18 protein-coding genes are annotated in these 22,291 nt (G+C 34.4%); 8 read left to right on the forward strand and 10 right to left on the reverse strand.

The window, feature by feature from the left end; translation table 11 throughout:
* Positions 1-73: 73 nt before the first annotated feature.
* From AC2DGP_RS10180 to AC2DGP_RS10195, 4 genes are read left to right on the forward strand one after another with little or no spacing between them, the layout of a single operon-like run.
* Complete coding sequence (locus AC2DGP_RS10180) at positions 74-1,132, forward strand: twin-arginine translocation signal domain-containing protein (RefSeq protein WP_484489954.1); 1,059 nt, start codon at positions 74-76, stop codon at positions 1,130-1,132.
* A complete protein-coding gene (locus tag AC2DGP_RS10185; protein ID WP_484489955.1) occupies positions 1,132-3,441 on the forward strand; it encodes a PSD1 and planctomycete cytochrome C domain-containing protein in 2,310 nt (769 codons plus the stop codon). The genes AC2DGP_RS10180 and AC2DGP_RS10185 overlap by 1 nt, the downstream gene beginning before the upstream one ends.
* Positions 3,442-3,446: 5 nt before the next feature.
* Complete coding sequence (locus AC2DGP_RS10190) at positions 3,447-4,901, forward strand: DUF1501 domain-containing protein (protein ID WP_484489956.1); 1,455 nt, start codon at positions 3,447-3,449, stop codon at positions 4,899-4,901.
* A gap of 23 nt (positions 4,902-4,924) precedes the next feature.
* Positions 4,925-7,051, forward strand: a complete 2,127-nt coding sequence (locus tag AC2DGP_RS10195) for a c-type cytochrome domain-containing protein (protein WP_484489957.1) — start codon at positions 4,925-4,927, stop codon at positions 7,049-7,051.
* Positions 7,052-7,125: 74 nt separating this feature from the next.
* Here the strand turns inward: AC2DGP_RS10195 and AC2DGP_RS10200 are convergent, their stop codons facing one another.
* From AC2DGP_RS10200 to AC2DGP_RS10235, 8 genes are all read right to left on the reverse strand, one after another.
* Positions 7,126-7,584 carry an Lrp/AsnC family transcriptional regulator gene (locus AC2DGP_RS10200; protein ID WP_484489958.1) on the reverse strand — a complete coding sequence of 153 codons (459 nt, stop codon included), beginning with the start codon at positions 7,582-7,584 and terminating at the stop codon, positions 7,126-7,128.
* Between the two features lie 284 nt (positions 7,585-7,868).
* A complete protein-coding gene (gene ppnP, locus AC2DGP_RS10205; protein WP_484489959.1) occupies positions 7,869-8,150 on the reverse strand; it encodes a pyrimidine/purine nucleoside phosphorylase in 282 nt (93 codons plus the stop codon).
* 302 nt (positions 8,151-8,452) lie between these two features.
* Complete coding sequence (gene dsrP / locus AC2DGP_RS10210) at positions 8,453-9,673, reverse strand: sulfate reduction electron transfer complex DsrMKJOP subunit DsrP (RefSeq protein WP_484489960.1); 1,221 nt, start codon at positions 9,671-9,673, stop codon at positions 8,453-8,455.
* A 33-nt stretch (positions 9,674-9,706) separates the two neighbouring features.
* A complete protein-coding gene (locus tag AC2DGP_RS10215) occupies positions 9,707-10,789 on the reverse strand; it encodes a 4Fe-4S dicluster domain-containing protein (RefSeq protein WP_484489961.1) in 1,083 nt (360 codons plus the stop codon).
* 33 nt (positions 10,790-10,822) lie between these two features.
* Positions 10,823-11,473, reverse strand: a complete 651-nt coding sequence (locus tag AC2DGP_RS10220; RefSeq protein ID WP_484489962.1) for a multiheme c-type cytochrome — start codon at positions 11,471-11,473, stop codon at positions 10,823-10,825.
* Between the two features lie 75 nt (positions 11,474-11,548).
* A complete protein-coding gene (locus AC2DGP_RS10225; RefSeq protein ID WP_484489963.1) occupies positions 11,549-12,226 on the reverse strand; it encodes a nitrate reductase cytochrome c-type subunit in 678 nt (225 codons plus the stop codon).
* A gap of 2 nt (positions 12,227-12,228) precedes the next feature.
* Positions 12,229-14,559: a molybdopterin-dependent oxidoreductase gene (locus tag AC2DGP_RS10230; RefSeq protein ID WP_484489964.1), complete on the reverse strand. Its 2,331-nt coding sequence runs from the start codon at positions 14,557-14,559 to the stop codon at positions 12,229-12,231.
* Positions 14,560-14,565: 6 nt separating this feature from the next.
* Positions 14,566-14,802 (reverse strand): hypothetical protein, encoded by a 237-nt coding sequence (locus AC2DGP_RS10235; protein WP_484489965.1) that lies wholly within the window; start codon positions 14,800-14,802, stop codon positions 14,566-14,568.
* A 220-nt stretch (positions 14,803-15,022) separates the two neighbouring features.
* Here AC2DGP_RS10235 and nrdG point away from each other — a divergent pair, with 220 nt between their 5' ends.
* Positions 15,023-15,472, forward strand: coding sequence for an anaerobic ribonucleoside-triphosphate reductase activating protein (nrdG, locus tag AC2DGP_RS10240; RefSeq protein WP_484489966.1), 450 nt, complete (start codon positions 15,023-15,025; stop codon positions 15,470-15,472).
* Between the two features lie 3 nt (positions 15,473-15,475).
* On the forward strand, positions 15,476-17,266 hold the full coding sequence (gene nrdD / locus AC2DGP_RS10245; RefSeq protein ID WP_484489967.1) for an anaerobic ribonucleoside-triphosphate reductase: 1,791 nt from the start codon (positions 15,476-15,478) through the stop codon (positions 17,264-17,266).
* A gap of 64 nt (positions 17,267-17,330) precedes the next feature.
* Here nrdD and AC2DGP_RS10250 read toward each other — a convergent pair whose 3' ends face one another.
* Positions 17,331-18,113 (reverse strand): T9SS type A sorting domain-containing protein, encoded by a 783-nt coding sequence (locus tag AC2DGP_RS10250; protein ID WP_484489968.1) that lies wholly within the window; start codon positions 18,111-18,113, stop codon positions 17,331-17,333.
* 208 nt (positions 18,114-18,321) lie between these two features.
* On the opposite strand from AC2DGP_RS10250, the gene AC2DGP_RS10255 reads away from it, so the two are divergent.
* A complete protein-coding gene (locus AC2DGP_RS10255) occupies positions 18,322-19,629 on the forward strand; it encodes a T9SS type A sorting domain-containing protein (RefSeq protein WP_484489969.1) in 1,308 nt (435 codons plus the stop codon).
* Positions 19,630-19,893: 264 nt separating this feature from the next.
* Complete coding sequence (locus AC2DGP_RS10260; protein ID WP_484489970.1) at positions 19,894-21,204, forward strand: T9SS type A sorting domain-containing protein; 1,311 nt, start codon at positions 19,894-19,896, stop codon at positions 21,202-21,204.
* A 531-nt stretch (positions 21,205-21,735) separates the two neighbouring features.
* Here the strand turns inward: AC2DGP_RS10260 and AC2DGP_RS10265 are convergent.
* The gene (locus tag AC2DGP_RS10265) at positions 21,736-22,137 is read right to left on the reverse strand and encodes a glycosyltransferase (RefSeq protein WP_484489971.1); all 402 of its coding nucleotides are present in this window, start codon (positions 22,135-22,137) and stop codon (positions 21,736-21,738) included.
* Between the last annotated feature and the right edge of the window lie 154 nt (positions 22,138-22,291).

A 22,291-nucleotide genomic window follows, 5' to 3' on the forward strand; every position in this document is an offset into this window, starting at 1 on the left:
TTACATGGTATTTTTGAACTCCAAATACGCTTCAACTATTCTAACGAAGCTTATCAAAAGTCAAATCTAACCTATGGAAACTACTCGAAGAAATTTTATCAAGAAAACAGCCCTTGCCACTGCAGCGTTGTCCGTCCCATCTTATGGTTTTACAATTTTAAAAAAACCAGATTTGAAAGATGAAATTATTGGACATGGTGATTTTAAATATCGTGTTCATAAAGAATGGGGAAACCTGAATCCAAATAGTACTCCTATAAAAAACTGCCACGAAATGGTAATGGATTCAAAAGGTAGGTTGATTTTTATAACCGATGAAACCAAAAACAATATCATCATCTATGATAAATCTGGAAAAGTAATATCTACTTGGGGCCATGAATATAAAAGTGGACATGGGCTAACTCTTTTTCAAGAAGGAACAGAGGATGTTCTTTTTATTACCGACCCAAATAGTGGAAGGGTAGTAAAAACCACCATAGATGGTAAACTATTAATGGAATTACCGAACCCGATTGATATTGGTGTTTACACTCAAAAAATGCGCTACAAACCAACAGAAACTGCTATTGCCGCTAATGGAGATATCTATGTAGCTGATGGCTATGGTTCTGACTGGATACTTCAATTCAACAAAGAGGGAGAATTTATTAGAAAATTTGGAGGAAAAGGTTTCAATGACGATCAATTAAGCAACGCCCATGGAGTTGCCATAGATGATCGAGACCCAAATAACATTACCTTGATTTGTACCTCTAGAATGCATAATTCTTTTAAAAGATATACCCTAGATGGTAAATACCTTTCTACCATTTTTTTACCAGGGGCTTATGTTTGCAGACCTGTTATTGACGGAGAAAACATTTATGCTGGAGTTTGTTGGTCTAGGTTGAAATACATTGAAAGAACCCCAAATTCAGGATTCGTAACCATACTAGACAAAAACAACAAAGTAGTTTCAAACCCTGGAGGAACCGCTCCAAAATACAAGAGAGGGGAACTTCAAATGATGGTCCAAGACCAACCTATTTTTGATCATTGTCATGATGTCTGTGTTGACAATGATAAAAATTTATACATCTGTCAATGGAATGCGAACAGAGCCTACCCAACAAAATTAGAACGCATATAATGAGAATCTTTGCCATACTTTCAGTCCTAATTATTCTAAACTCATGTGGAAAAAAATCCGATAATTACTCAAAATTAACGGATGTTTCCGTACCTAAAATTGTAGATTATAATTTTGATGTTAGACCCATATTATCTGATAAGTGTTTCAATTGTCATGGCCCTGATGCAAAGAAACGGTTTGCTAATTTGAGATTAGATACGGAAGAAGGTGCCTATAGTGCACTGAAAGAAAACAAAAATGCACACGCCATTATACCTGGTAACCCAAATGACTCGGAGGTATATAAAAGAATTACCTCAGAAGATCCGAAAAGTGTTATGCCTCCTTTAGAATCCAATCTGACATTGACTAAAAATGAAAAAATCATTCTAAAAAAATGGATAAAGCAAGGAGCTAAATACAAACGTCATTGGGCTTTCTTACCTATTTCAAAACCAAACATTCCTTCCATTAAAAAAGAAGATTGGCCCAAAAATGAGATAGATTTTTTTATTGCAAAAAAAATGGAACCTCATGGCCTTACTCCAAATAAAAAAGCAGACAAAGAGCGCTTATTAAAAAGAGTTTCTTTTGACCTTACTGGATTACCACCAAGCGTTGCCCTTCAAGAAAATTTTTTACAAGACAATTCTGAAAATGCCTATGAAAAAGTAGTTGATCAATTGCTCGCAAGCAAGCACTATGGAGAAAAAATGACAAGTTCTTGGTTGGATGTTGCACGCTTTGCAGACTCACATGGCTATCAAGATGATGACTTAAGAACTATGTGGCCTTGGAGAGACTGGGTAATCCATGCCTTTAATGAAAATTATGGTTATGATAAATTTGTTACATGGCAACTCGCTGGAGACATGATACCGAATAGCAATATAGAATCCACTCTAGCCACAGGCTTTAACAGAAATCATAAAATTAGTCAAGAAGGAGGAATTATAGTTGAAGAATATAGAATAGAAACCCTAACAGATAGGACAAATACTTTTGGAAAAGCCTTTTTAGGCTTAACCTTTGAATGTGCGAAATGTCATGACCACAAATATGACCCTATTTCTCAAAAAGATTATTATAGCACTTTTTCCTTTTTTGAAAAAACCCCTTATAGAAAACATGCTGGTGGTGTAAATGCTACGGTTGCCGAACCTCCTTTTCTTACAATATCAAACGAACTAGCAAAGGATAGTTTACCTTTTTTAAATAAAAAAGAATACAACCCTGTTAAGGTAATGGTCATGGAGGAAAGGATAGAAGACCGAAATACCCATATTTTAAATAGAGGTGTTTATGATGCAAAGGGTGAAATTGTAACGCCAAACCTACCGAAATCTATTTTACCTTTTGATACAGAAAAACTACCTCAAAATAGGTACGGGCTAAGTCAATGGTTGTTCAACCCCAACAACCCCTTGACCAGTAGAGTTTATGTAAACCGTTTGTGGCAAGAGTTTTTTGGAGTTGGAATAGTCAAAACCTCTGGAGATTTTGGAATGCAAGGTGACTTACCAAGTCATGTTGATTTACTCAACTGGTTGTCTAAAGACTTTCAAGAACACCAATGGGATATCAAGAGATTGGTTAAAATGATGGTTACCTCAGCAACCTATATGCAATCTACTGTTGTAACCGAGGAAAAACTAGCCATTGATCCCGAAAACAAATATTTATCAAGAATGCCAAGATCTCGCTATAGTTTTGAGATGATAAGAGATCATGTATTGGCGAGTAGCGGACTGCTGAACAAAGAAGTTGGAGGACGCAGTGTCAAAACTTATCAGCCTGAAGGAATGTGGAAAGCAACTTCCTCAGGTAGAGGACTGCTAGCAACTTATACGCAAGATCATAACGAAGACCTATACAGAAGAGGGATTTACATGTTCTTCAAAAGAACCTCATTACCGCCCGTACCTATGTTTTTTGATGCGAATACAAGAGACCAATGTGAGGTTTCAAGAAGCAATACTATGACTCCTCTACAAGCATTAATTATGCTAAACGACCCTACCGTATTAGAAGCTGCTAGAGTGTATTCAGAAAAGTTGAACGCAGCAAATAATTCCATCTCTAACCATATAGAAACTGCTTTTAGAACCATTCTTTGTAGAAATATTAAACCCACAGAAAAACAACTTTTTTTAGAATATTACCAACAACAAGAAGCTCAATTTAAAGAACAGCCTCAAAAAGCAAAAGCCTTTATTGATGTTGGAGAATATCCTATAGCAAAAAACAGAAATACGATCAAGGTTGCAGCCTTAATGCAAATAATTCATACCATGTACAACATGGAAGAAACTATTATCAAAACCTAATTCTCATGAAAAAAGAAGTTTTTGAACATCAAATAAACATCAATCGTCGTCATTTTTTCAAAAAAGCAGCGATGGGCTTTGGTGGCGTTGCACTTGGCTCCCTTTTGGTTCCAGATTTATTTAGTGGTGCCAAATCAACCACAGAAAAACCCATTCTTGGTTTGAAACATTTTGCCTCTAAAGCAAAACGTATTATCATGCTTACCCAAAACGGAGCTCCATCACAACTAGAATCTTTTGATTACAAACCAAAACTTAGAGATATGTTTGGTCAAGAATTACCAGATTCCGTAAGAGGCGGTCAACGTTTAACTGGAATGACATCCAAACAAACCTCTCTCCCATTGGTGGGATCTAAATTTGATTTCAAACAACACGGAAATTCAGGCGCTTGGGTAAGTGATTTATTTCCAAATATTGCAAAAATCACAGATGATTTATGCATCATAAAAAGTATGCATACTGACGCCATTAATCACGATCCGGCTTTAACGTTTTTGCAAACAGGGGCTCAGGTTGGTAACAGACCTAGTATGGGATCTTGGTTAAGCTATGGGTTGGGAAGTGAGAATCAAAACCTGCCGGCCTTCTGCGTTTTATTATCCAAGGGAAAAGGAAACGGACAGGGAGTATACTCTAAACTTTGGGGAAATGGCTTTTTAGACAGTACACATCAAGGAGTACAATTGAGTGCGAGCGAAGATCCAATTCTTTATTTAAACAACCCAAAAGGAATGGATTCAGAATCTCGAAGAAAAATGTTAAACCATCTAGGAACTCTGAATGAAATGGGATATGATGAGTTTGGAGACCCTGAAATAAAAGCAAAAATAAAACAGTATGAAATGGCATTTAGAATGCAAACAGCAGTGCCAGAAATCACAGATGTATCTTCTGAGCCAGATCATATTAAAAAACTATACGGAGCAGATTCAATGATTCCAGGAACCTATGCTGCGAATTGTTTATTAGCGAGAAAATTATCAGAATCTGGAGTACGTTTTGTACAGCTTTACCATCAAGGTTGGGATCAACACAATAATTTAGGAAATGAAATGGTCGGACAGGCTAAAGATGTAGATCAGGCTTCTGCTGCTTTAATAACTGATTTAAAACAAAGAGGTTTACTAGATGAAACTCTTGTCATTTGGGGAGGTGAATTCGGACGAACTAACTTCTGTCAAGGAAAATTAACCAAAGACAATTATGGAAGAGATCATCACCCAAGAGCTTATAGTATGTTTATGGCTGGTGGTGGTGTAAAAGCCGGAACATCATATGGTAAAACTGATGAACTTGGATATAACATCATAGAAAACCCTGTTCATATACATGATTTACATGCAACCATAATGCATCTCATGGGACTCGATCATGAAAAACTAACCCACAAACACTTAGGTAGAAGATTTAGGTTGACAGATGTTCACGGTCATGTAGTAAATGACATTATTGCCTAACCGGTTTCTTAAAATTTATATTGATGAAAAAACACAGTTCCATTGTTGTAAATACGTTACTATTTTTACACTTTTTATTGGCCTTTTTATTATTTTTTGAAGCGCGAATACAGATTCCTTTTTGGGTTCAACCTTTAGGGAGAATGCATCCACTTATACTACATTTTCCGGTTGCTTTTGTATCTCTTTTGGTATTGCTAAATCTATTCAAAAAGCAATTAGACTTAGATTCGTATCATAAAATTAATATCTATTTATTGTGGTTAACTTCTGTATCTACAGCCATTGCCACTTTAATGGGACTAATATTATCAATAGAAAGTAACTCTTCAGAATTACTAACTCTACACAAATGGATAGGTGTAGGCATTAGTTTTATGTTATTTATTGCAGTATTAGTTAAAGAAAATAAATACGTTTTTTCAAGTCTTATATATCTAAGTTTTATCTCAATCATTTTTGCCGGACATTATGGTGCGAGTCTAACTCATGGAACAAATTTCATCAGTGAGCCTATAATCTCTGAGCTAACCCCGAAAGAAACCAACCATACAGTTTATCAAAATTTTATACAGCCTGTTATACTTGACAAATGCGCAAGTTGTCACAATTCACAAAAACAAAAAGGCGGTTTGAACTTAAGTACTCTTGAGGGCATAAAAACTGGTGGAAAAAACGGAAAATTATGGGAAGCTCATTCCCCTGAAGAAAGTGCCTTTTTAAAAAGAGTAGCCCTTCCGAAAGAAAACAAAAAACACATGCCTCCGGAAGGGAAACCTCAACTGTCAAAAAAAGAGATAGATCTGATAAAACTTTGGATTGCAGAAGGAGCTGACGCTAATATCTCTTATTCCAATCTTGCAAAAAACTCAGCATTGGAAAAACATATTTCAGAAAACTGGATTCAAAAAGGAAAAACAAAAAAACATGCGTATACGTTTTCATTTGCAGACTCAAAAATAATAGAAAGTCTAAATGACCCATACCGAACAGCTGTTCAAAAATCACCAAAAAGTCCGGCTATTGATGTTACTGTTTTTGGAAAATCAAAATTTAAAATAGAACGACTTTCTGAATTGGAAAAAATCAAGAATCAAATCACTTATTTGAATCTTTCTAATTTACCCATAGAACAAAAAGATCTTGCTATAATAAACAAGTTTTCTAATCTCGAAAAACTAATTTTAAACACTACCAACATCAAAGATAACCCCTTAGAATCTTTAAGCAATTGTAAAAAATTACAATCCATTTCTGTTGCTAATACAGGGGTAAATTATTCAATTGAAACTTCATTGGAAAACTTCAAAAACCTAACGGAGATTTTTATCTGGAATACAAACATTTCTTCTGAAGAAACGAACTCACTAAAAACGAAATTCGGAGAAATAAACTTTATTGAAGGCTACCAAGAACAAAAAAAATCTGAATATGAATTAGCTCCTCCCATTCTATTAAGTAAAGGAAATATTATCAACGGTAAAGATACAATTCAAATTGGGCACAAACTAAATGGAGCAATCATTAGATATACATTAGACAACTCAACTCCTAACAAGAATTCTGATATTCTGCCAGAATATATTTCTATGTCTTTAGAAGGGACTAGAAAAAAAACACTTAAAACAATTGCCTCAAAAGCTGGATGGAAAGACAGTAAGGTAAAATCTTTTACATTTTATAGCAAGGGGATATACCCAGACAGTTTTAAAGTTACTTATGAAGGTTTTTACGGAGAATACACGGGTAAGGCAGCTGAAATTCTGATAGATAATTACGTGTTAAATTCACAAAAAATTATCTCTTCTAAATATTGGACAGGATTTAACAAAGAGCCATTAATCGCAATTGCTAGTTTTGAAAACAGCAAGCAAGACATTCAAGAAATTGTATTGAGCTGCGGTTTTAGATCTCGTTGGAACAAAAAATTAAACCCTAAGAAATCTCCCTTAAAGATAGTGGAAATTTGGAGTTCAACTGACAACAAAAACTGGCAGTTGGATAGCAAAACCACATTTCCAAAATTCAAATTTGTAAATAAAAAAACAGTGAGCATCAAGGTTAACAATAAAAGCCATCGCTATTTTAAAATTATCGCACGTCCTGAAGAAAAGTTGACATTTTATGTAAATCAAGTATTTTTTTACTAATTGTAAAAAGATAAAAAAAGAACTCCGAAAAGAACTTCAGAAAAGCCTTCCTTCTCTATAGGTTAAGGAGTCTATCATACAGGGATTGCATAAGTGTTTTTTATCTCACCCATAACAAATGTACTATGTGCACTACCAATATTTTGAACAGAACCTAAGTGATTAAGCACAAAGTTTTGATAGTCTTTCATATCCTTAACCAAAACTTTCAATAAAAAATCATAATCTCCAGAGATATTATAACACTCGGTAACTTCTTCTAGCGTCATAATATCTTTTACAAATTGATTCCCAATTTCCCTTGTATGTTCTTTTAAAGTTACATTGCAAAAAACTATTAAATTCTTATCCAATTTTTCAGCATCTAAAACAGCTACATATTTCTTTATATAACCCTGTTTTTCCAATCTTTTCACTCTCTCAAAAACAGGAGTTGCTGATAAATTAACCTTAGAGGCTAACTCTTTTGTTGTCAAGTCTGACTTATTTTGAAGGATTTTTAAAATCCTAAGATCTATGGCATCTAATTTCATCAAAGCTAAAATTCTGTAATTACAAATGGTTTCACTTCTTTTAGATTTTTAATCTAGAAGACAAATCAAAAATAGACATAAAATCCAAATGTTATCAATATCTATAACGTTATATCCTACAAAACCATCTTTGCAAAGTAATTTAAAAAAATAGAAGAACATAAATGATAGCTATCCATCAAATAACAACTAAATAAAATCAAAAAAATAGGGCTTTCAAATTAATGAAAGCCCTATATATAAATAAATCCTACCCCTAAGATCTAATTACTATATTTTTCGTCTTATTTGTATTGACACAAATAAGAAGTTTGTCCTATTGATTTTACTTTAAATGAACTATTTGCTTCTACTTCAAAAGACGTGCCAGTTTTAAAAGATTTCCATTCAGTCTCTCCTGGAAGTAAAGCAACCAACTCTCCTTCAACAACAATCATAGTTTCATGAGAAGAAGTTCCAAACTCATAATCTCCAGGCTCCATAACCCCTACAGTAGAATTACCCGTTGCAGATTTATATCCTAAAGACTTTACTTTTGAGTCGAAATATTCATTTGATGATATCATAAACTTTTTTTTACATTCGACTGCAAATATAGTTTAAGTTCTCATTTATGCAAACAGATTCAATATTAACCTAATGTTAAGAAAATGAACTTCTTAATGACAGCTATTTTCTCCATAATTATTTTTATAAAATTAACCTCCCAATCCCCTATTAACACTAGGATAACATTAAAACAAATACTTTAACAAAAAATATTAATCTGTAAACCAAAAGTTATTTACGTCTTAAATGAAAGGGTAATTTAGTAGTAGAAACCAGAATATTTATGATTTTCTAAACCTATATTTTTGGATTAGAGCCATTATTTCTTCTTGTAACGAAGTTTTCCTGTTTCAATTTGCACAGCAGTTCTTGCCAATATAGTAAACACAAAAGCTCCTAATGCCCAAATCCCAAGGGTAACACCAATTTCAATTCCAGTTGGTGTGTACTCTGCAATTTTACCATACGGACCAGGAATAAAACCAGGCACAATCAAACCGAAACCCTTTTCGATCCAAATTGCGACAAACAGCATGAAACAACAAATATAAAGAATGGTCAAATTATTTCTAAACTTGTGAAAAGTTAAGGTTATCGTTGCAAGAATATTCAACGGGATGGCTGTCCATATCCAAGGAAGCAGTGCATTTTTCCCATGCAAACCAAAAAATAAATAATAGGCACTTTCACTATGATGTGTAGGAGCATAAAATTCTTTGAATAGCTCAGATACCAACATAATTAAATTGATTTGAGCAGCAACAACCACTACCAACGCTATTTTTTTTATTGTTTTATCTTCAATTTTAAATTCTGTATGCGAACGAATCATGGCTAGTACTAAAATAATCAATGCCGGTCCTGCTGCAAAAGCCGAAGCTAAAAATCGAGGTCCTAACAATGCGTTATTCCAAAAAGGACGTGCTTGCAATCCTTGATACAAAAATGCGGTTACCAAATGAATTCCAACTGCCCAAAACACAGAAAGAATGGCTCCGGGAACATATACTTTAGACAAAGCTTCTTTGCCTTGATAATGACGAAACAAAATATAAAAAGGAATGGTAACATTGATAAATAGATAACCATTTAAAACCAATACATCCCATGTAAGCATTGAGTTCGGGAAATTAAAAACTCCTATTCCAGGAATCATATGCCACAAAACTGATGGTCCACCCATATCCGCCACCACAAAAGCCAAACACATAATCAATGCGGCTACAGCTAGGCCTTCACCAATCAGAACCGCTCTTTTAAAATCTACATCATGCAATACATAAGTTGGCATCACAAGCATTACGGCAGCCGCTGCTACTCCAACTAAAAATGTAAAATTAGAGATATAAAGCCCCCAACTAACTCTATTTGTCATTCCTGTAACCTGCAATCCTTCCTCTAATTGTATAGAGTAACAATACATACCAGCCAACATTACTGCTGTTAAAAAAGCCATCCACAAATGATACTTTTTTGTACCATGGGTTATGATATCCAAACTATCAATAACCAAACTTTTAAATACTTTTAAATTTCCCATTTAAATCAATTTATAAATGATATTTTTTACTTTTTAATCCATGTAATACCAAAATTTAGGTTCAGTACCTAAATCTTCTTTTAACCTGAACACTTTTTTATTTTCCAAAACCCAACGAATGGTACTATTAGGATCTAACAAGTTACCAAAAACCCTTGCTCCGGTTGGACAAGCCTCAACACAGGCAGGATTCTGTCCTTCCCTAGAACGCTGGATACAGAAAGTACATTTCTCCATAACACCTTTCTTTCTCAGCCTGTTTCCTAAATAATGTTGATTTTTATTAATTTCTTCTTTGGGTACTTCTGGTTTACTCCAGTTAAATCGTCTACCATCATAAGGGCAAGCTGCCATACAATATCTACAGCCCACACACCAATCATAATCAACTACCACAATTCCATCTGGTTCTTTCCAAGTTGCCTGAACAGGGCAAACCTCAACACAAGGAGGATTATCACAATGAAAACACTGAGTTCCCATGTAAAAATGTCCTTCCGCAGGTACTTCATGATAATAATTATCATCAGCTTCATTAAAATTCAAAGCCATACCTTCCTTCATTTCATGAATTCGGATATACTCCATCTGAGAATTTCTATCCTGATTATTCTCAGTAACACAAGCGCTTACACAATCCATGTACCCTTGGCATTTAGAAATATTAAATGCATAACCAAACAACACTCCTTCTTCTGCCGATTTAGAAGACATATCCAATGTATCCTTGGTGTTCAATTGATGAGAACGCACCAATCTGTCAACCGTTGCTTTTTTCTCTTCTTCGCTCATCAATTTATAATTCCCTTTAAACTGTTCCTCCCAGTCTATTTGAGCTTTTTCCTTTGCATCATCTCCAGTGGTAACACTACAAGAAGTAGATATTGCACCCGCTCCAACCAGTAAGCTTGCTGTCAACTGTTTAAAAGCATTCCTCCTATCCATTGTTGCTCCCATTACTTGGTCAAAACCATCAACTGGTTTCGCTAATTCGTTGGTTTGATGCGAACCGCAACCACCTGATGTTTTACCACATCCGCAGCCACCTGATTTAGGCTCAGATTTTTTCTTATTGGAAAGTCTTAATGAAAACCATTTATTTTTCTTCTCGCTCATATCTTTTTGGCTATAAAAACACTTGGTGTTTGGTTATTTTCTTTCTTGTTTCTTTTGGGTATTGTATTTAGCTGGCCAACGGGGCTCAAAACTTGGACTATGGGGATTATGACAATTTGTACAAGTCATAGAAGCTCTAGGTGGCGCCCAGCTTTCAATTTTCTTACCATGAGCACCTCCCTTCCAATCTTCAAATTGTTTGGAATGGCATTGACCACATACTTTATAACTCATATTAAAGTCAACTGAATTCCCAGTCAAGGTCTTTAATTCATCTAGGTTTTTGGTATCATGGCAAGTTGCACAATTCATAATATCAGAATTTGCATGTTTTAAACTGATGTTCCAATGTCCTTTTTTAGCGTCCTTCCCTTTTATTTTATTTAAATCATCTGTATGACACTCAGTACAAGCATAAGACTTGATCTGACTTTTTCTTTCTGGTATCAAAAAGGTATGAGCTCCTTCTGTAATCTCAATCAAATTCTTTTCCGCTAGATATTTATCAGACGAAATACTAGTTCCTTTATAGTGTTTGCTTTCCGCTTTTATTTTATCCGTTACCTTATGATACTCCTCATTATGGTGTTTACAAGAAATTATTGAAATCAATACAAGAAAAACAGACAGCGATTTTGTCATTGATTTTATATAATTCTTGTGTAAGGATTTTCTTGTTCTCATAATCGATTTCCTTCTTCTTAGCTCCTTTATTTTACCTAAGAGTATCGAAATATTTGTTGTTTGTATTCCCATAGTTTATTCTCTTATAAAAATTCCGATATCAGTAACTTCTTTATTATTTAGAACATGGCATTGCCTACAATTCACTCTCTCAGGATGTGTAACACGTATTTCTTTTGGGGCACTCGGACCTGCGTGACACGCCAAACAATTCTCTCTTAACTGAATTTGATGTGGAATCACCGGAGGACTTCCTGGCAACGCATTATTAATTCCTACTTTCGGTGCTGGGACTTTTTCAAAATTCGTTGGCTTGAATAGCGAATTTGATTTAGTTGGAACATGACATTGCCTACAATTTTCATAATCAGGATGCGGGGTAACAGGAGCATAGGCATCCCATTTTTTAACAAAACCACCATTTTCATGACATTTTAAACAATCATTTCCTCCCATACTTTGCTCACTTTCCACTTTATGCGGAATACTCGGAGGTGCACCATGATACGCTCTATTGTTATAGTAGGTTTTTAAACTTCTTTGATGTGTTTCATCAATTGGCATTTTTGCATAATCCAATGCAAATTCAGATCTCTTAAACACTCCTTCCTCTGAAGGAATAATACGCATCGGTTCTCTTTCCTCAAGAGGGATATATGCTTGTTCCAAGCCCAACTCATAACTTCTATTCCATAGGGTTAGAAATGAAATTAGAAGAATGGCAAATAATGATAGGATACCAATTCTTTTCATAGTTATGCTTTTTCAACTTTAACGGCACATTTCTTATAATCCGGTTGTTTCGAAATTGGACAAAATGCATCCAATGTCAAATCATTGATCAACATGTTTTCATCAAAAAATGGAACAAAAACTTGACCTTTCTCTGGAACTCCTCTTTCCTTAACGGAAGCAGGTAATTTCATGGAACCTCTTCTTGTAGTAAGTTTCACTGCATCACCAGTTCTTATTTGCATTTTTTTAGCATCATCAGGATGCAGCTCTACATATCCATGTGGCATTGCTTTATGCAACACAGGGACTCTTCTTGTCATAGACCCAGAGTGCCAATGCTCTACAACACGCCCTGTACATAACCAAAAATCAAATTCATTATCTGGAACCTCTGGAGCAGGTTCATATGGTCTCTGCCAAATAACTGCTTTACCATCAGGTTTTCCATAAAAGTCAAAATCCTTATCTGATGCACAAGCAGGATCATATTTAGAATTAAAACGCCATTGGGTTGACTTTCCTTCTACATAAGGCCACATGGCTCCAGGTTGCGTTTTTAAAACTTCTAAAGGAGCCATGGCATGTTTCTTACCTTCATGATGTCTTCTGTATTCATTATAAATCTCCTCAATATGTGTTTCTTTCTTGTAATAAAACTGTTTTTCAAAGCCCATTCTTTTCGCAACTTCCACAAGTTGCCAGGTATCGCTCATGGCTTCTCCAGGTGGTTCTACCATTTGCTCAAAATACTGAGTCCTGCGTTCAGAATTTCCATACATTCCCTCGCGCTCTACCCACATAGCAGAAGGTAAAATAACATCTGCGATATCGGTAGTCGGAGTTGGATAAATATCGGATACTACGATAAATCTACCTTCCTTTTTACAGGCATCTCTATAGCGCTTTAGTTTGGGCATAGTAACCATAGGGTTGGTAACCTGAATCCACATAAACTTAAGATCTCCTCTATCCAAGGCTCTAAACATTTCCACCGTATGTAAACTCGGCTTTGGATCGATGTTCTCTACAGGAACATCCCATATTTCTGCTGCATGTTCTCTATGTGCCTTATTCATAACCACACCATGCGGTAGTTTGTGAGTCAGGGTTCCCACTTCTCTCACAGTTCCACAAGCACTAGGTTGCCCTGTTAATGAAAATGGACTATTTCCTGGAGTAGAAATTTTACCTGTTAATAAATGAATGTTATATACTAAATTATTGATCCATGTTCCACGTGTATGTTGGTTCATTCCCATACACCACAACGACATTACTTTTGTATTAGGATCTCCATAATAAGCAGCCATATATTTGATATCCTTCGCCGAAACACCTGATATTTTTTCTACTTTTTCTGGAGCATAATCTTCTAAAAATTCTTTATAAGCTTCAAAATCTATCTTTTCTGGCTTGTCATTAAAACTATATTTATCTTCCAAACCATAGCCCATATCCGTTAGCCCTTTGCTAAAGTTACAATGGTTTTCTACAAATGATTTATTTACCCATCCATTTTTAATAATCTCGTAACAAATGGAATTTGCAACAGCCAAATCAGATTGCGGATTGAAAATAATAGACTTATCTGCGGCCATACTAGTTCTAGTAGTTCGGGTAGCAAAATCAATAATCTTTACTTTTCGTTTGAGTCTTTGATCTAATAACCTAGAAAACAAAACCGGGTGCATCTCAGCCATATTATTTCCCCATAATACAAAAACATCTGCATGATCTATATCCTCATAACACCCCATCGGCTCATCAATTCCAAAGGAAGTCATAAAGCCTGTTACAGCACTTGCCATACACAAACGGGCATTAGCTTCTACGTTATTGGTACCTATACAGCCTTTGAATAATTTTGAGGCAACATAACCATCAGGAATCGTCCACTGCCCAGATCCATAAATTGATACAGCATCTTTACCAAAGTCCTTGATGGTAGATTGCATTTTTTCTGCAATCAGATCTAAGGCTTCTTTCATACTGGTTTTTACATACTTTCCATTTTTCTTTACTAAAGGATGTGTAAGTCTATCTTTCCCATACATTGCCATGACAGAATGATATCCTTTAACACAGCAAAGTCCTTTGTTTACAGACGATTTCGGATCACCTTTTACTGCAACTGCTTTCCCGTTCTCTACACCAACCAATACACCACATCCTACACCACAAAATCGACAAGGTGCTTTTTTCCAATCTAAATTTGCACCTTTTGGCAAACCTCTTTCTTGTTCCTCTGCAAATAAAATCCCAGGAAACATTGTTGCAGCTGCCGTCATCGCAGACAAAACAGCCATTTTTTTAATAAAGTCTCTTCTGTTTGTTAAAGTAGATGTATACATAGAAATTTAATTTTTTGATGCGTTAAAACCAGAAACCAATGCCAATAATTTGATACTACTTATAGTATTCAATTGCTCTTGTAAATCATCTTCTTGAGAGTTTGACTCTGTATCAGTAATAAGAATCAACAATTCTTTATTTTCCGCAGGAATCACTTCACAATGATTTAATGAGGCTAAGGTTTGCATTAATTCGTTTTTTTTACCTTGATGAGGGTGAGCTAAGTAACTTTTTATAGGCATAATTTAGTTTTAAAATAATTACAGTATAAAGAACCTGCTAAAATGCAGTTTATAACATGACAATTGTCATAACGCAAAAAACAATGCTCTTCAATTTACAAAAACTCATTTGTTTATAACCTTCTTAATAACTCTTAGCCACTAATTTATTTTCTATCTAAATAATTAGATACTTTTATAAAAGACTATTTTATCTTTTATTAAGCAAAAAATAACATCAATGTATTATTATGATTTTCAAGTGGTATTACAGGAGGTACCCGGCGAAATAAGCATCTGCTTTTCCATCTGTGGTTGTCAATTAAAATGTAAAGGCTGTCACTCCACACACTTATGGAAGGAATCCAATGGGAAAATGCTACTCGTAAATAAGTATCTAGAAATTTTAAACGAATACAAAAACTACGCAACCTGTGTATTATTTATGGGAGGAGAATGGCATGAAAATGAGTTGATTGAATTTTTTCAAATAGCACGGCATAAAAAATATAAAACTTGTCTATACACAGGAGAAGAATCCATTTCTGATAATTTATTAGAACAGTTAAACTTTCTAAAAACAGGAAAATGGAACCCCGAACTAGGCGGTTTAGACAAACCAACCACCAATCAAAAATTTACAGACGTTCGACTTAACAAAAACCTCAATTACTTATTTTCAAAAAATTAAAATATGATACGACTTACAAATGAACAAGTAGACAAAAAAATTAATTTCATCGACCGCTACATCAACTCTTCAAACGCAGCAGATGGCTCAAAAGTAGACGCCAATGCAAATGTGACCTCAAAAAACATCGCTACGATGGAAGCCGAACTCAATAAAGACATTAATATTCAGGTAAACAGAGCGCTAGTTACACGAAAAATTAATGAGCTCTTTGGAGAAAAAACGGCTCAGGAATACCTGCGTCAAATAGAGGCTCATGAAATATATGTACACGATGAAACATCGTTAAAACCCTATTGTGTTTCTATAAGTATGTATCCTTTTTTATTTGACGGATTGACCAAACTTGGTGGAGAAAGTCAGGCACCACAACATCTAGAAAGTTTTTGCGGCGAATTTGTAAATTTAGTATTTGCGATTAGCTCACAGTTTGCAGGCGCCTTGGCTACCGTAGAATTTTTAATGTATTTTGATCATTTTGCCGCTAGAGATTATGGTAAAGATTATCTAAAAACTAATACCGACATCATTGAAAATCATCTACAACATGTTGTTTATGCCGTCAATCAACCCGCTGCCGCAAGAGGATACCAATCCGTTTTTTGGAATATCTCCTTGTATGACCAAGCTTACTTTAATAGTATGTTTGGCGATTTTGTTTTTCCAGACATGAAAAAACCAAAATGGGAAAGTCTAAAGAAACTTCAAGATTTTTTTATGAAATGGTTCAATAAAGAAAGAACTAAAGCTATTTTAACTTTCCCAGTTGTAACCGCCGCAATGCTCACAAAAGATGGCAAACCAGTAGATACAAGCTTTACTGAAATGTGTGCTCAAGAATTAAGCGAAGGGAATTCCTTTTTTATCTACCAATCAGAAAATGCAGATAGCCTGGCCTCTTGTTGTAGGTTAAGAAATGAAATTAGTGACAATACTTTTAGTTATTCGCTTGGCGCAGGAGGAGTTGCCACGGGCTCCATCAATGTTATTACTCTAAACATGAATAGGCTTATTCAGAAGAATGCCAATATCATAGAAGAAGTTCAAAAAATTCACAAATATCAAGTCGCCTATAGAACACTTATTCAAGAATATATGGATGCTGGACTTTTGCCCGTTTACCAAGCTGGCTATATCTCTTTAGACAAACAATTCTTAACCATTGGGATCAATGGAATGGTAGAAGCAGCAGAAAGCCAAGGTTTTATTGCTAGTAACAACTCTGATTATAAAAGCTTTGTAAATCACTACCTGAAACAAATTTTTGATGAGAACAAAAAAGCCAAGGAAAAATATGGTTATATGTTCAATACTGAATTTGTACCAGCCGAAAATTTAGGTGTCAAAAACGCAAAATGGGATAAACAAGAAGGACTTTTGGCTTCAAGAGATTGCTACAACTCTTACTTTTATGCAGTAGAAGACAATGATATCAACACCTTAGATAAAATTATTCTACACGGAAACGAAATCATCAAATATTTAGATGGTGGCTCTGCTTTGCATTTGAACCTTGAAGAAGCGCCAAACAAAGAGGGATTTGTAAAATTAATTCATGCCACTGCAAAGGCTGGGTGCAACTACTTCTGTTTCAATATTAAAATAACCGTTTGTAGAGATTGTAATCATATAGATAAACAAACTAAATACCATTGCGAAAAATGCGACTCGAAAAACATAGACCATGCCACTAGAGTTATTGGCTATTTGAAAAAAGTGGCTAGTTTTAGTTCCGACCGACAAAAAGAACATAATTTAAGGCACTATCATACCGAAACCGTGGAAATGGTTTAAATACAAAAAACCTCATATCTATAGATATGAGGTTTTATTTATATTTTGAATTTCTAGAAACCTGTTACTCCTTCACAAACTTTGAAGTTGCAACGCCATTCTCAGAAGTCAACCTAATCACATAAACTCCACTAGTTAAATTAGAAACATCTAGGCTTCCTTCAACAGAAACGGCAGATAAAACCGTGTTTCCTAATAAATCTAATATTTGTGCTGAAATTATAGATTCCTCTGTTGAAATAGATAATTTATTCTGCACTGGATTTGGATAGATACCAAAGTCAAATGCGTTCGTGTTATCAACTGAAGCCGTTGATGAATCAGACAATATAATATTATCCACATAAACAGTAGCACCATCAGTTATTTCAGAGCTATCATTTTTTCTAAAAATAAATTGCCAATTTTCTAAACTTGCAACAAGCCATCTAGATTCAGTAATTGCAATATTATAAGTTGAGTATACATCACTAGCATCAGTCGATATTGTATAGTTGACCGCATTAAACCAACCTGAAGCATCCTTTCCTCTAACACGGAAAAGATCAATCTGAGATGACTCATTACTTACAATGATTTGAATAAATTTATAATTCGCACCATTAATAGGTTGCTTATCCGATGGAGAATACATCACCGCATTTTTTGAATTATTGGCATACGTGATTGCTAATTCACCATTTGGATTATTCGCAAAACTAGAAGACCAAGCTCCTGAGGCTGATCCAGATGTCCAACCCTCCCAAGTGGCACCATCAAAGGTATATTCGATATCCTGCGCATTAACAACCCCAAATGAGGTTAATGAGACTAATAGAATTAATGACTTAAGTAATTGTTTTTTCATAATAAATAAATTAAAGTTTAGACTACAAATTTAAACTCCTTACTCTCATACAATTGAATCACGCTTATCCAAAAGCCTCACTATTTTACCCCCGAAAAAAACAACTTGTAAACATGATAAAAATGAACTAGTTCAAGGTAAAATAAGAGAAACAACTATCTGTTAATGTTTTTAATTTCGGAGTATCACAAATACTAAAACCTTATTTATGAAAACACAACTACTTAAAACCACATGGCTATTTTTTTTAATCACCATACCTTTTATCGGATTTTCGCAAACCTATGATTTCAATGGAGGTGCGCAAAGTTGGGTAAAAGGATATGGGGACGGTACTGTAGATCACGATCCTACAGGCGGAGTTTCTATGGACGGAGCCTTAACTTTAGCTAGAGAATCAAATGGTAATGCCAACATAAGAAGAGGCCAAGGTGGAGACGACACTTTTGTTGTTTTAGACAGAGCTTCTGTTAGCATCATCAAGATTCGCTTGAAAAATGAAACTGCAGCAACACAACTTAGAATTCAAGGGTTATCGAGGGCTGATGGAACCACTGGGGAAGGGGTGGCATTTAGCAACATTTCTTATACTATTTCAGCTGAAATGTCGGACTTTGAAACTATTTTTATAGATGTTTCTAGTATTCCAGAAAATGATGAGGTAACACGATTAGATATTTTAGTTAGAGAAAATGGAGCTAATGATGGCGTAAATACCTTATGTATTTTTGATGAAATCGAATTTCAGCCTGCTCCTACGACAACTTTTTCATCTTTCACATCAAACCCTAGCTTTGAAGATGCTGAATACATTCATGCCTGGACTCCTGACACCAAACCTTATGGGACTGCAGAGATTATTACTACAGAAAATCATGGATCTGGATCTAATTGCATAAAATTTGAATTAACAGATTTGCAAACAAACTGGTGGGCAACTACCAACAACGATGTGGTAGACCTTGGACAAACTTATGCTGAGGGAACTGTTATAGAAACAACACTTTGGATAAAATCAAATCTTGTAGGAGATGTAAATCTTTTCCTTGCTATAATGGATGCTACCAATACAACAATAGTAAGCAAGACGGAGAATGCTATTTCCAACACAAGTGTAGATTGGCAAGAAGTAACCTACACTTTTACACTGGGTGCTGACAAATCCTTTAGTGAAGCAAAAACAAGAATAAGTTTCCCTCCAACAAATGCCTTTGCAGCTGGCTCAATAATCTATGTTGATGATATGACCACAACAATAACCCCACCTGAAGCATCTGTAGAAAAAAACACATTGCAGGGAGTGAGTATCTATCCTAATCCAGCGAGTGATCAAATAAAGATTATTGCTCCTGACAATAGTTCTTATAAATTATACGACCTAACTGGTACTTTGGTCGCATCTGGTTCAATCACTGCCAATCAGAATATTTCTGTTGCAAACATAAAACCTGGTTTGTATATAGCCCAAGTTGCAAACAATGGTAAAACAGCAAACATCAAGGTAGTTATTAAATAACATAACTAAAATTTGAATATAAAAAAAGGGAGCTAATTTTAGCTCCTTTTTTTATGTTAACACCACAGATTAAACATTTTTATCAGGGTTTAAATTTCTTAGAATGATAGTTGATACAAAAAGTAACTCTAAAATAACTTTACCGAAGTAATGGACCTTTTCATCTATAGCTTTAGATCATTCATCTATTAATCATAAACATCTAGCCATTAACCTGTTAATTTTAAGTTTAAATAACATTTTAATCATTAAACACTTAAAATTATGAAACAAATTCTACTAAATTTAAGATTACTATTCATAGTAGCGCTATTCATTAGTTCAGTATCAAATGGACAATCATTTTTATTTGAAGACAATTTAGATAATGAGGGTTGGACCAAAGCTTATGGGGGTGAGGTAAACCTAGGAGTTGATCCTAATGACAATTCTAAAAATTGTTTAATCCAAAGCAACTTATCTGCCGGTCCAAATTCAAACAGAACCATAGAATTTTTAGAAGTAACTCCGAATGGAATAGATGCAACAACTAATAAAATAATGAAAATGGTCCTTAGAAACGACTCTAACAGCGATCAATTCAGGGTAAATAGTTATCTATCTGATGGCTCCACATCTTTGTGGTCTTCAAATGTCTCAATGTCGACTTCAGCTAGTGAATACCAAACAGTATATTTAAATCTAAGTAATACAACAGACTGGACAGGAGAAAAACTTAAATTCAGACTACAATTCAGGAAATCCGATGACCCAAAAGAAGTAGATGGAAATATCTATATTGATGAAATCACTTTTTTCCCTTTACCTAGCATAACGTATTCAACTATAACCTCCAACCCTAGTTTTGACGATGCAGATTTCTTTCATGAATGGACTTCTGAAACCAAAAGTTATGGATATAAAGAAATTGAAAAAGATGCTACGGATCATACAGGAGGAACAAGTAATGTTTTAAAGTATATATTTGAAGGAACCCAAGATTCGTGGTTCGAAACAACAAACTTAAACTATATTGATGCAGGTCAAATCTACACTGAAGGCACAACAATTGAAACAACCATATGGGTAAAATCAAACACAGGAGTTAACGACGCTATTTTTATTGGAGCCTTATTAAAAAATGGAGCCACTGAGTTTCAGAAAACAGCAACAAAAACAACTACTAAAACCGATGGCACATGGGAACAGCTTACCTTCACCTTTTCCATTGGTGTTGGTGAACAATTTGATAGCGGATTAACACGAATTAGCCTCCCCCCATCAAATGCTTTTCACTCTGGAGATATCATTTATTTTGATGATATCATAACCACAATTACACCACCTACGGCAAATACCAATAATAATTACTTAGAAGGGGTGAACGCATATCCGAATCCTGTAAAAGATAATTTAACCATTGAAGCACCTGAAAACAGCACTGGTGAAATTTACAACTCTACCGGATCCATCGTAAAATCATTCACAATACATAAAAACAAACCCATATCAACTTCTAATCTTAACCCTGGAATCTACATAATAAAAGTTTCAAACAACGGAAAAACAATTAACTTAAAAGTGGTTATTGATTAAGTCCATAAATAGCTCTTATTAGAAATGCACCTAAATATTTTAGGTGCATTTTTGTTTAAAAAAAACGAACTTCAAACTAATATTTTCAACCGCTAAGACATGATAAATAGGATATTTCATAAACACAAAAATATAGATTTGCTATGTGCACTAATACTAGTAAAGGTAACTCTCAAAAGTGGAATTCTTCAGATCCATAAGATCTCATCTTAGGGCAGTTCCTTGATTAAAACAATTATATTGATTTATAAGAGAAAGACGATATAATAAAATTATATGTATTCATAGCTTTATTAGTTGAAACTGACAATACAGAACCACAAGTTAATCTTCAAAGAACATATCTAACATTGAAATTGATTTACAACTTATTATTTCAGTCAAGGCTCTTGGAAAAGGAGAAACACAAAGCATTGCATAAACAGCAATGGCAAAAGAATAAAATTATTAATTGATTAATCATCAAAAATTGAATAAAAAAAGGAGCTAAAATTAGCTCCTTTTTTTATTCAATTTTTATTCTTGGTAAGATTATTTTCTGTTAGATTGGCGAACATTATGTACTACTTTTTCATAAAATTCATGTTCATTTACAACAATTGAAGCATCAATAGTTTTTTTTAGTTCTTGGAAACTCATTCTAAAATCAATTTCTATATACTGCACATAATCGATATCTTCATTGGAATTTAAAAATCTAGTCCCTGCCTTTACAACATTACCCTGATTTTTATTTTTTTTGACATCTAATATACTGACCCCTGTATTTGACTCCTTTTTAAAATATTTCAAAATATTCAGCGTATTGTCCGTGCTTCCATTATTAACAAAGCAAAAATGTAAATGAGGGTAAAGCTCTATCAACCCTAATATATTTGATAGATTTAAGCCTTCTTCAATATTCCGACAAGGTAGTATAACTCCAATATTCATAAGTCCTGTTTAGATTTTCAACTAATTTAACTCTTGAAAGACTAAAAAAAGTAAGAACTTCGATGAGTAGCGGTTTTCCTTCGTTGAATATCCTTTAAATTAAGATTATAAATAATTAGAAACTATTAATTTTATTTTAACTAAATTATGCCGT

The sequence above is a fragment of the Flavicella sp. IMCC45537 genome (assembly GCF_057197705.1).

Coding starts and splice junctions, on each gene's coding strand:
- AC2DGP_RS10180 (WP_484489954.1), top strand. CDS start 74: ATGGAAACTACTCGAAGAAATTTTATCAAGAAAACAGCCCTTGCCACT.
- AC2DGP_RS10185 (WP_484489955.1), top strand. CDS start 1,132: ATGAGAATCTTTGCCATACTTTCAGTCCTAATTATTCTAAACTCATGT.
- AC2DGP_RS10190 (WP_484489956.1), top strand. CDS start 3,447: ATGAAAAAAGAAGTTTTTGAACATCAAATAAACATCAATCGTCGTCAT.
- AC2DGP_RS10195 (WP_484489957.1), top strand. CDS start 4,925: ATGAAAAAACACAGTTCCATTGTTGTAAATACGTTACTATTTTTACAC.
- AC2DGP_RS10200 (WP_484489958.1), bottom strand. CDS start 7,584: ATGAAATTAGATGCCATAGATCTTAGGATTTTAAAAATCCTTCAAAAT.
- ppnP (WP_484489959.1), bottom strand. CDS start 8,150: ATGATATCATCAAATGAATATTTCGACTCAAAAGTAAAGTCTTTAGGA.
- dsrP (WP_484489960.1), bottom strand. CDS start 9,673: ATGGGAAATTTAAAAGTATTTAAAAGTTTGGTTATTGATAGTTTGGAT.
- AC2DGP_RS10215 (WP_484489961.1), bottom strand. CDS start 10,789: ATGAGCGAGAAGAAAAATAAATGGTTTTCATTAAGACTTTCCAATAAG.
- AC2DGP_RS10220 (WP_484489962.1), bottom strand. CDS start 11,473: ATGAGAACAAGAAAATCCTTACACAAGAATTATATAAAATCAATGACA.
- AC2DGP_RS10225 (WP_484489963.1), bottom strand. CDS start 12,226: ATGAAAAGAATTGGTATCCTATCATTATTTGCCATTCTTCTAATTTCA.
- AC2DGP_RS10230 (WP_484489964.1), bottom strand. CDS start 14,559: ATGTATACATCTACTTTAACAAACAGAAGAGACTTTATTAAAAAAATG.
- AC2DGP_RS10235 (WP_484489965.1), bottom strand. CDS start 14,802: ATGCCTATAAAAAGTTACTTAGCTCACCCTCATCAAGGTAAAAAAAAC.
- nrdG (WP_484489966.1), top strand. CDS start 15,023: ATGTATTATTATGATTTTCAAGTGGTATTACAGGAGGTACCCGGCGAA.
- nrdD (WP_484489967.1), top strand. CDS start 15,476: ATGATACGACTTACAAATGAACAAGTAGACAAAAAAATTAATTTCATC.
- AC2DGP_RS10250 (WP_484489968.1), bottom strand. CDS start 18,113: ATGAAAAAACAATTACTTAAGTCATTAATTCTATTAGTCTCATTAACC.
- AC2DGP_RS10255 (WP_484489969.1), top strand. CDS start 18,322: ATGAAAACACAACTACTTAAAACCACATGGCTATTTTTTTTAATCACC.
- AC2DGP_RS10260 (WP_484489970.1), top strand. CDS start 19,894: ATGAAACAAATTCTACTAAATTTAAGATTACTATTCATAGTAGCGCTA.
- AC2DGP_RS10265 (WP_484489971.1), bottom strand. CDS start 22,137: ATGAATATTGGAGTTATACTACCTTGTCGGAATATTGAAGAAGGCTTA.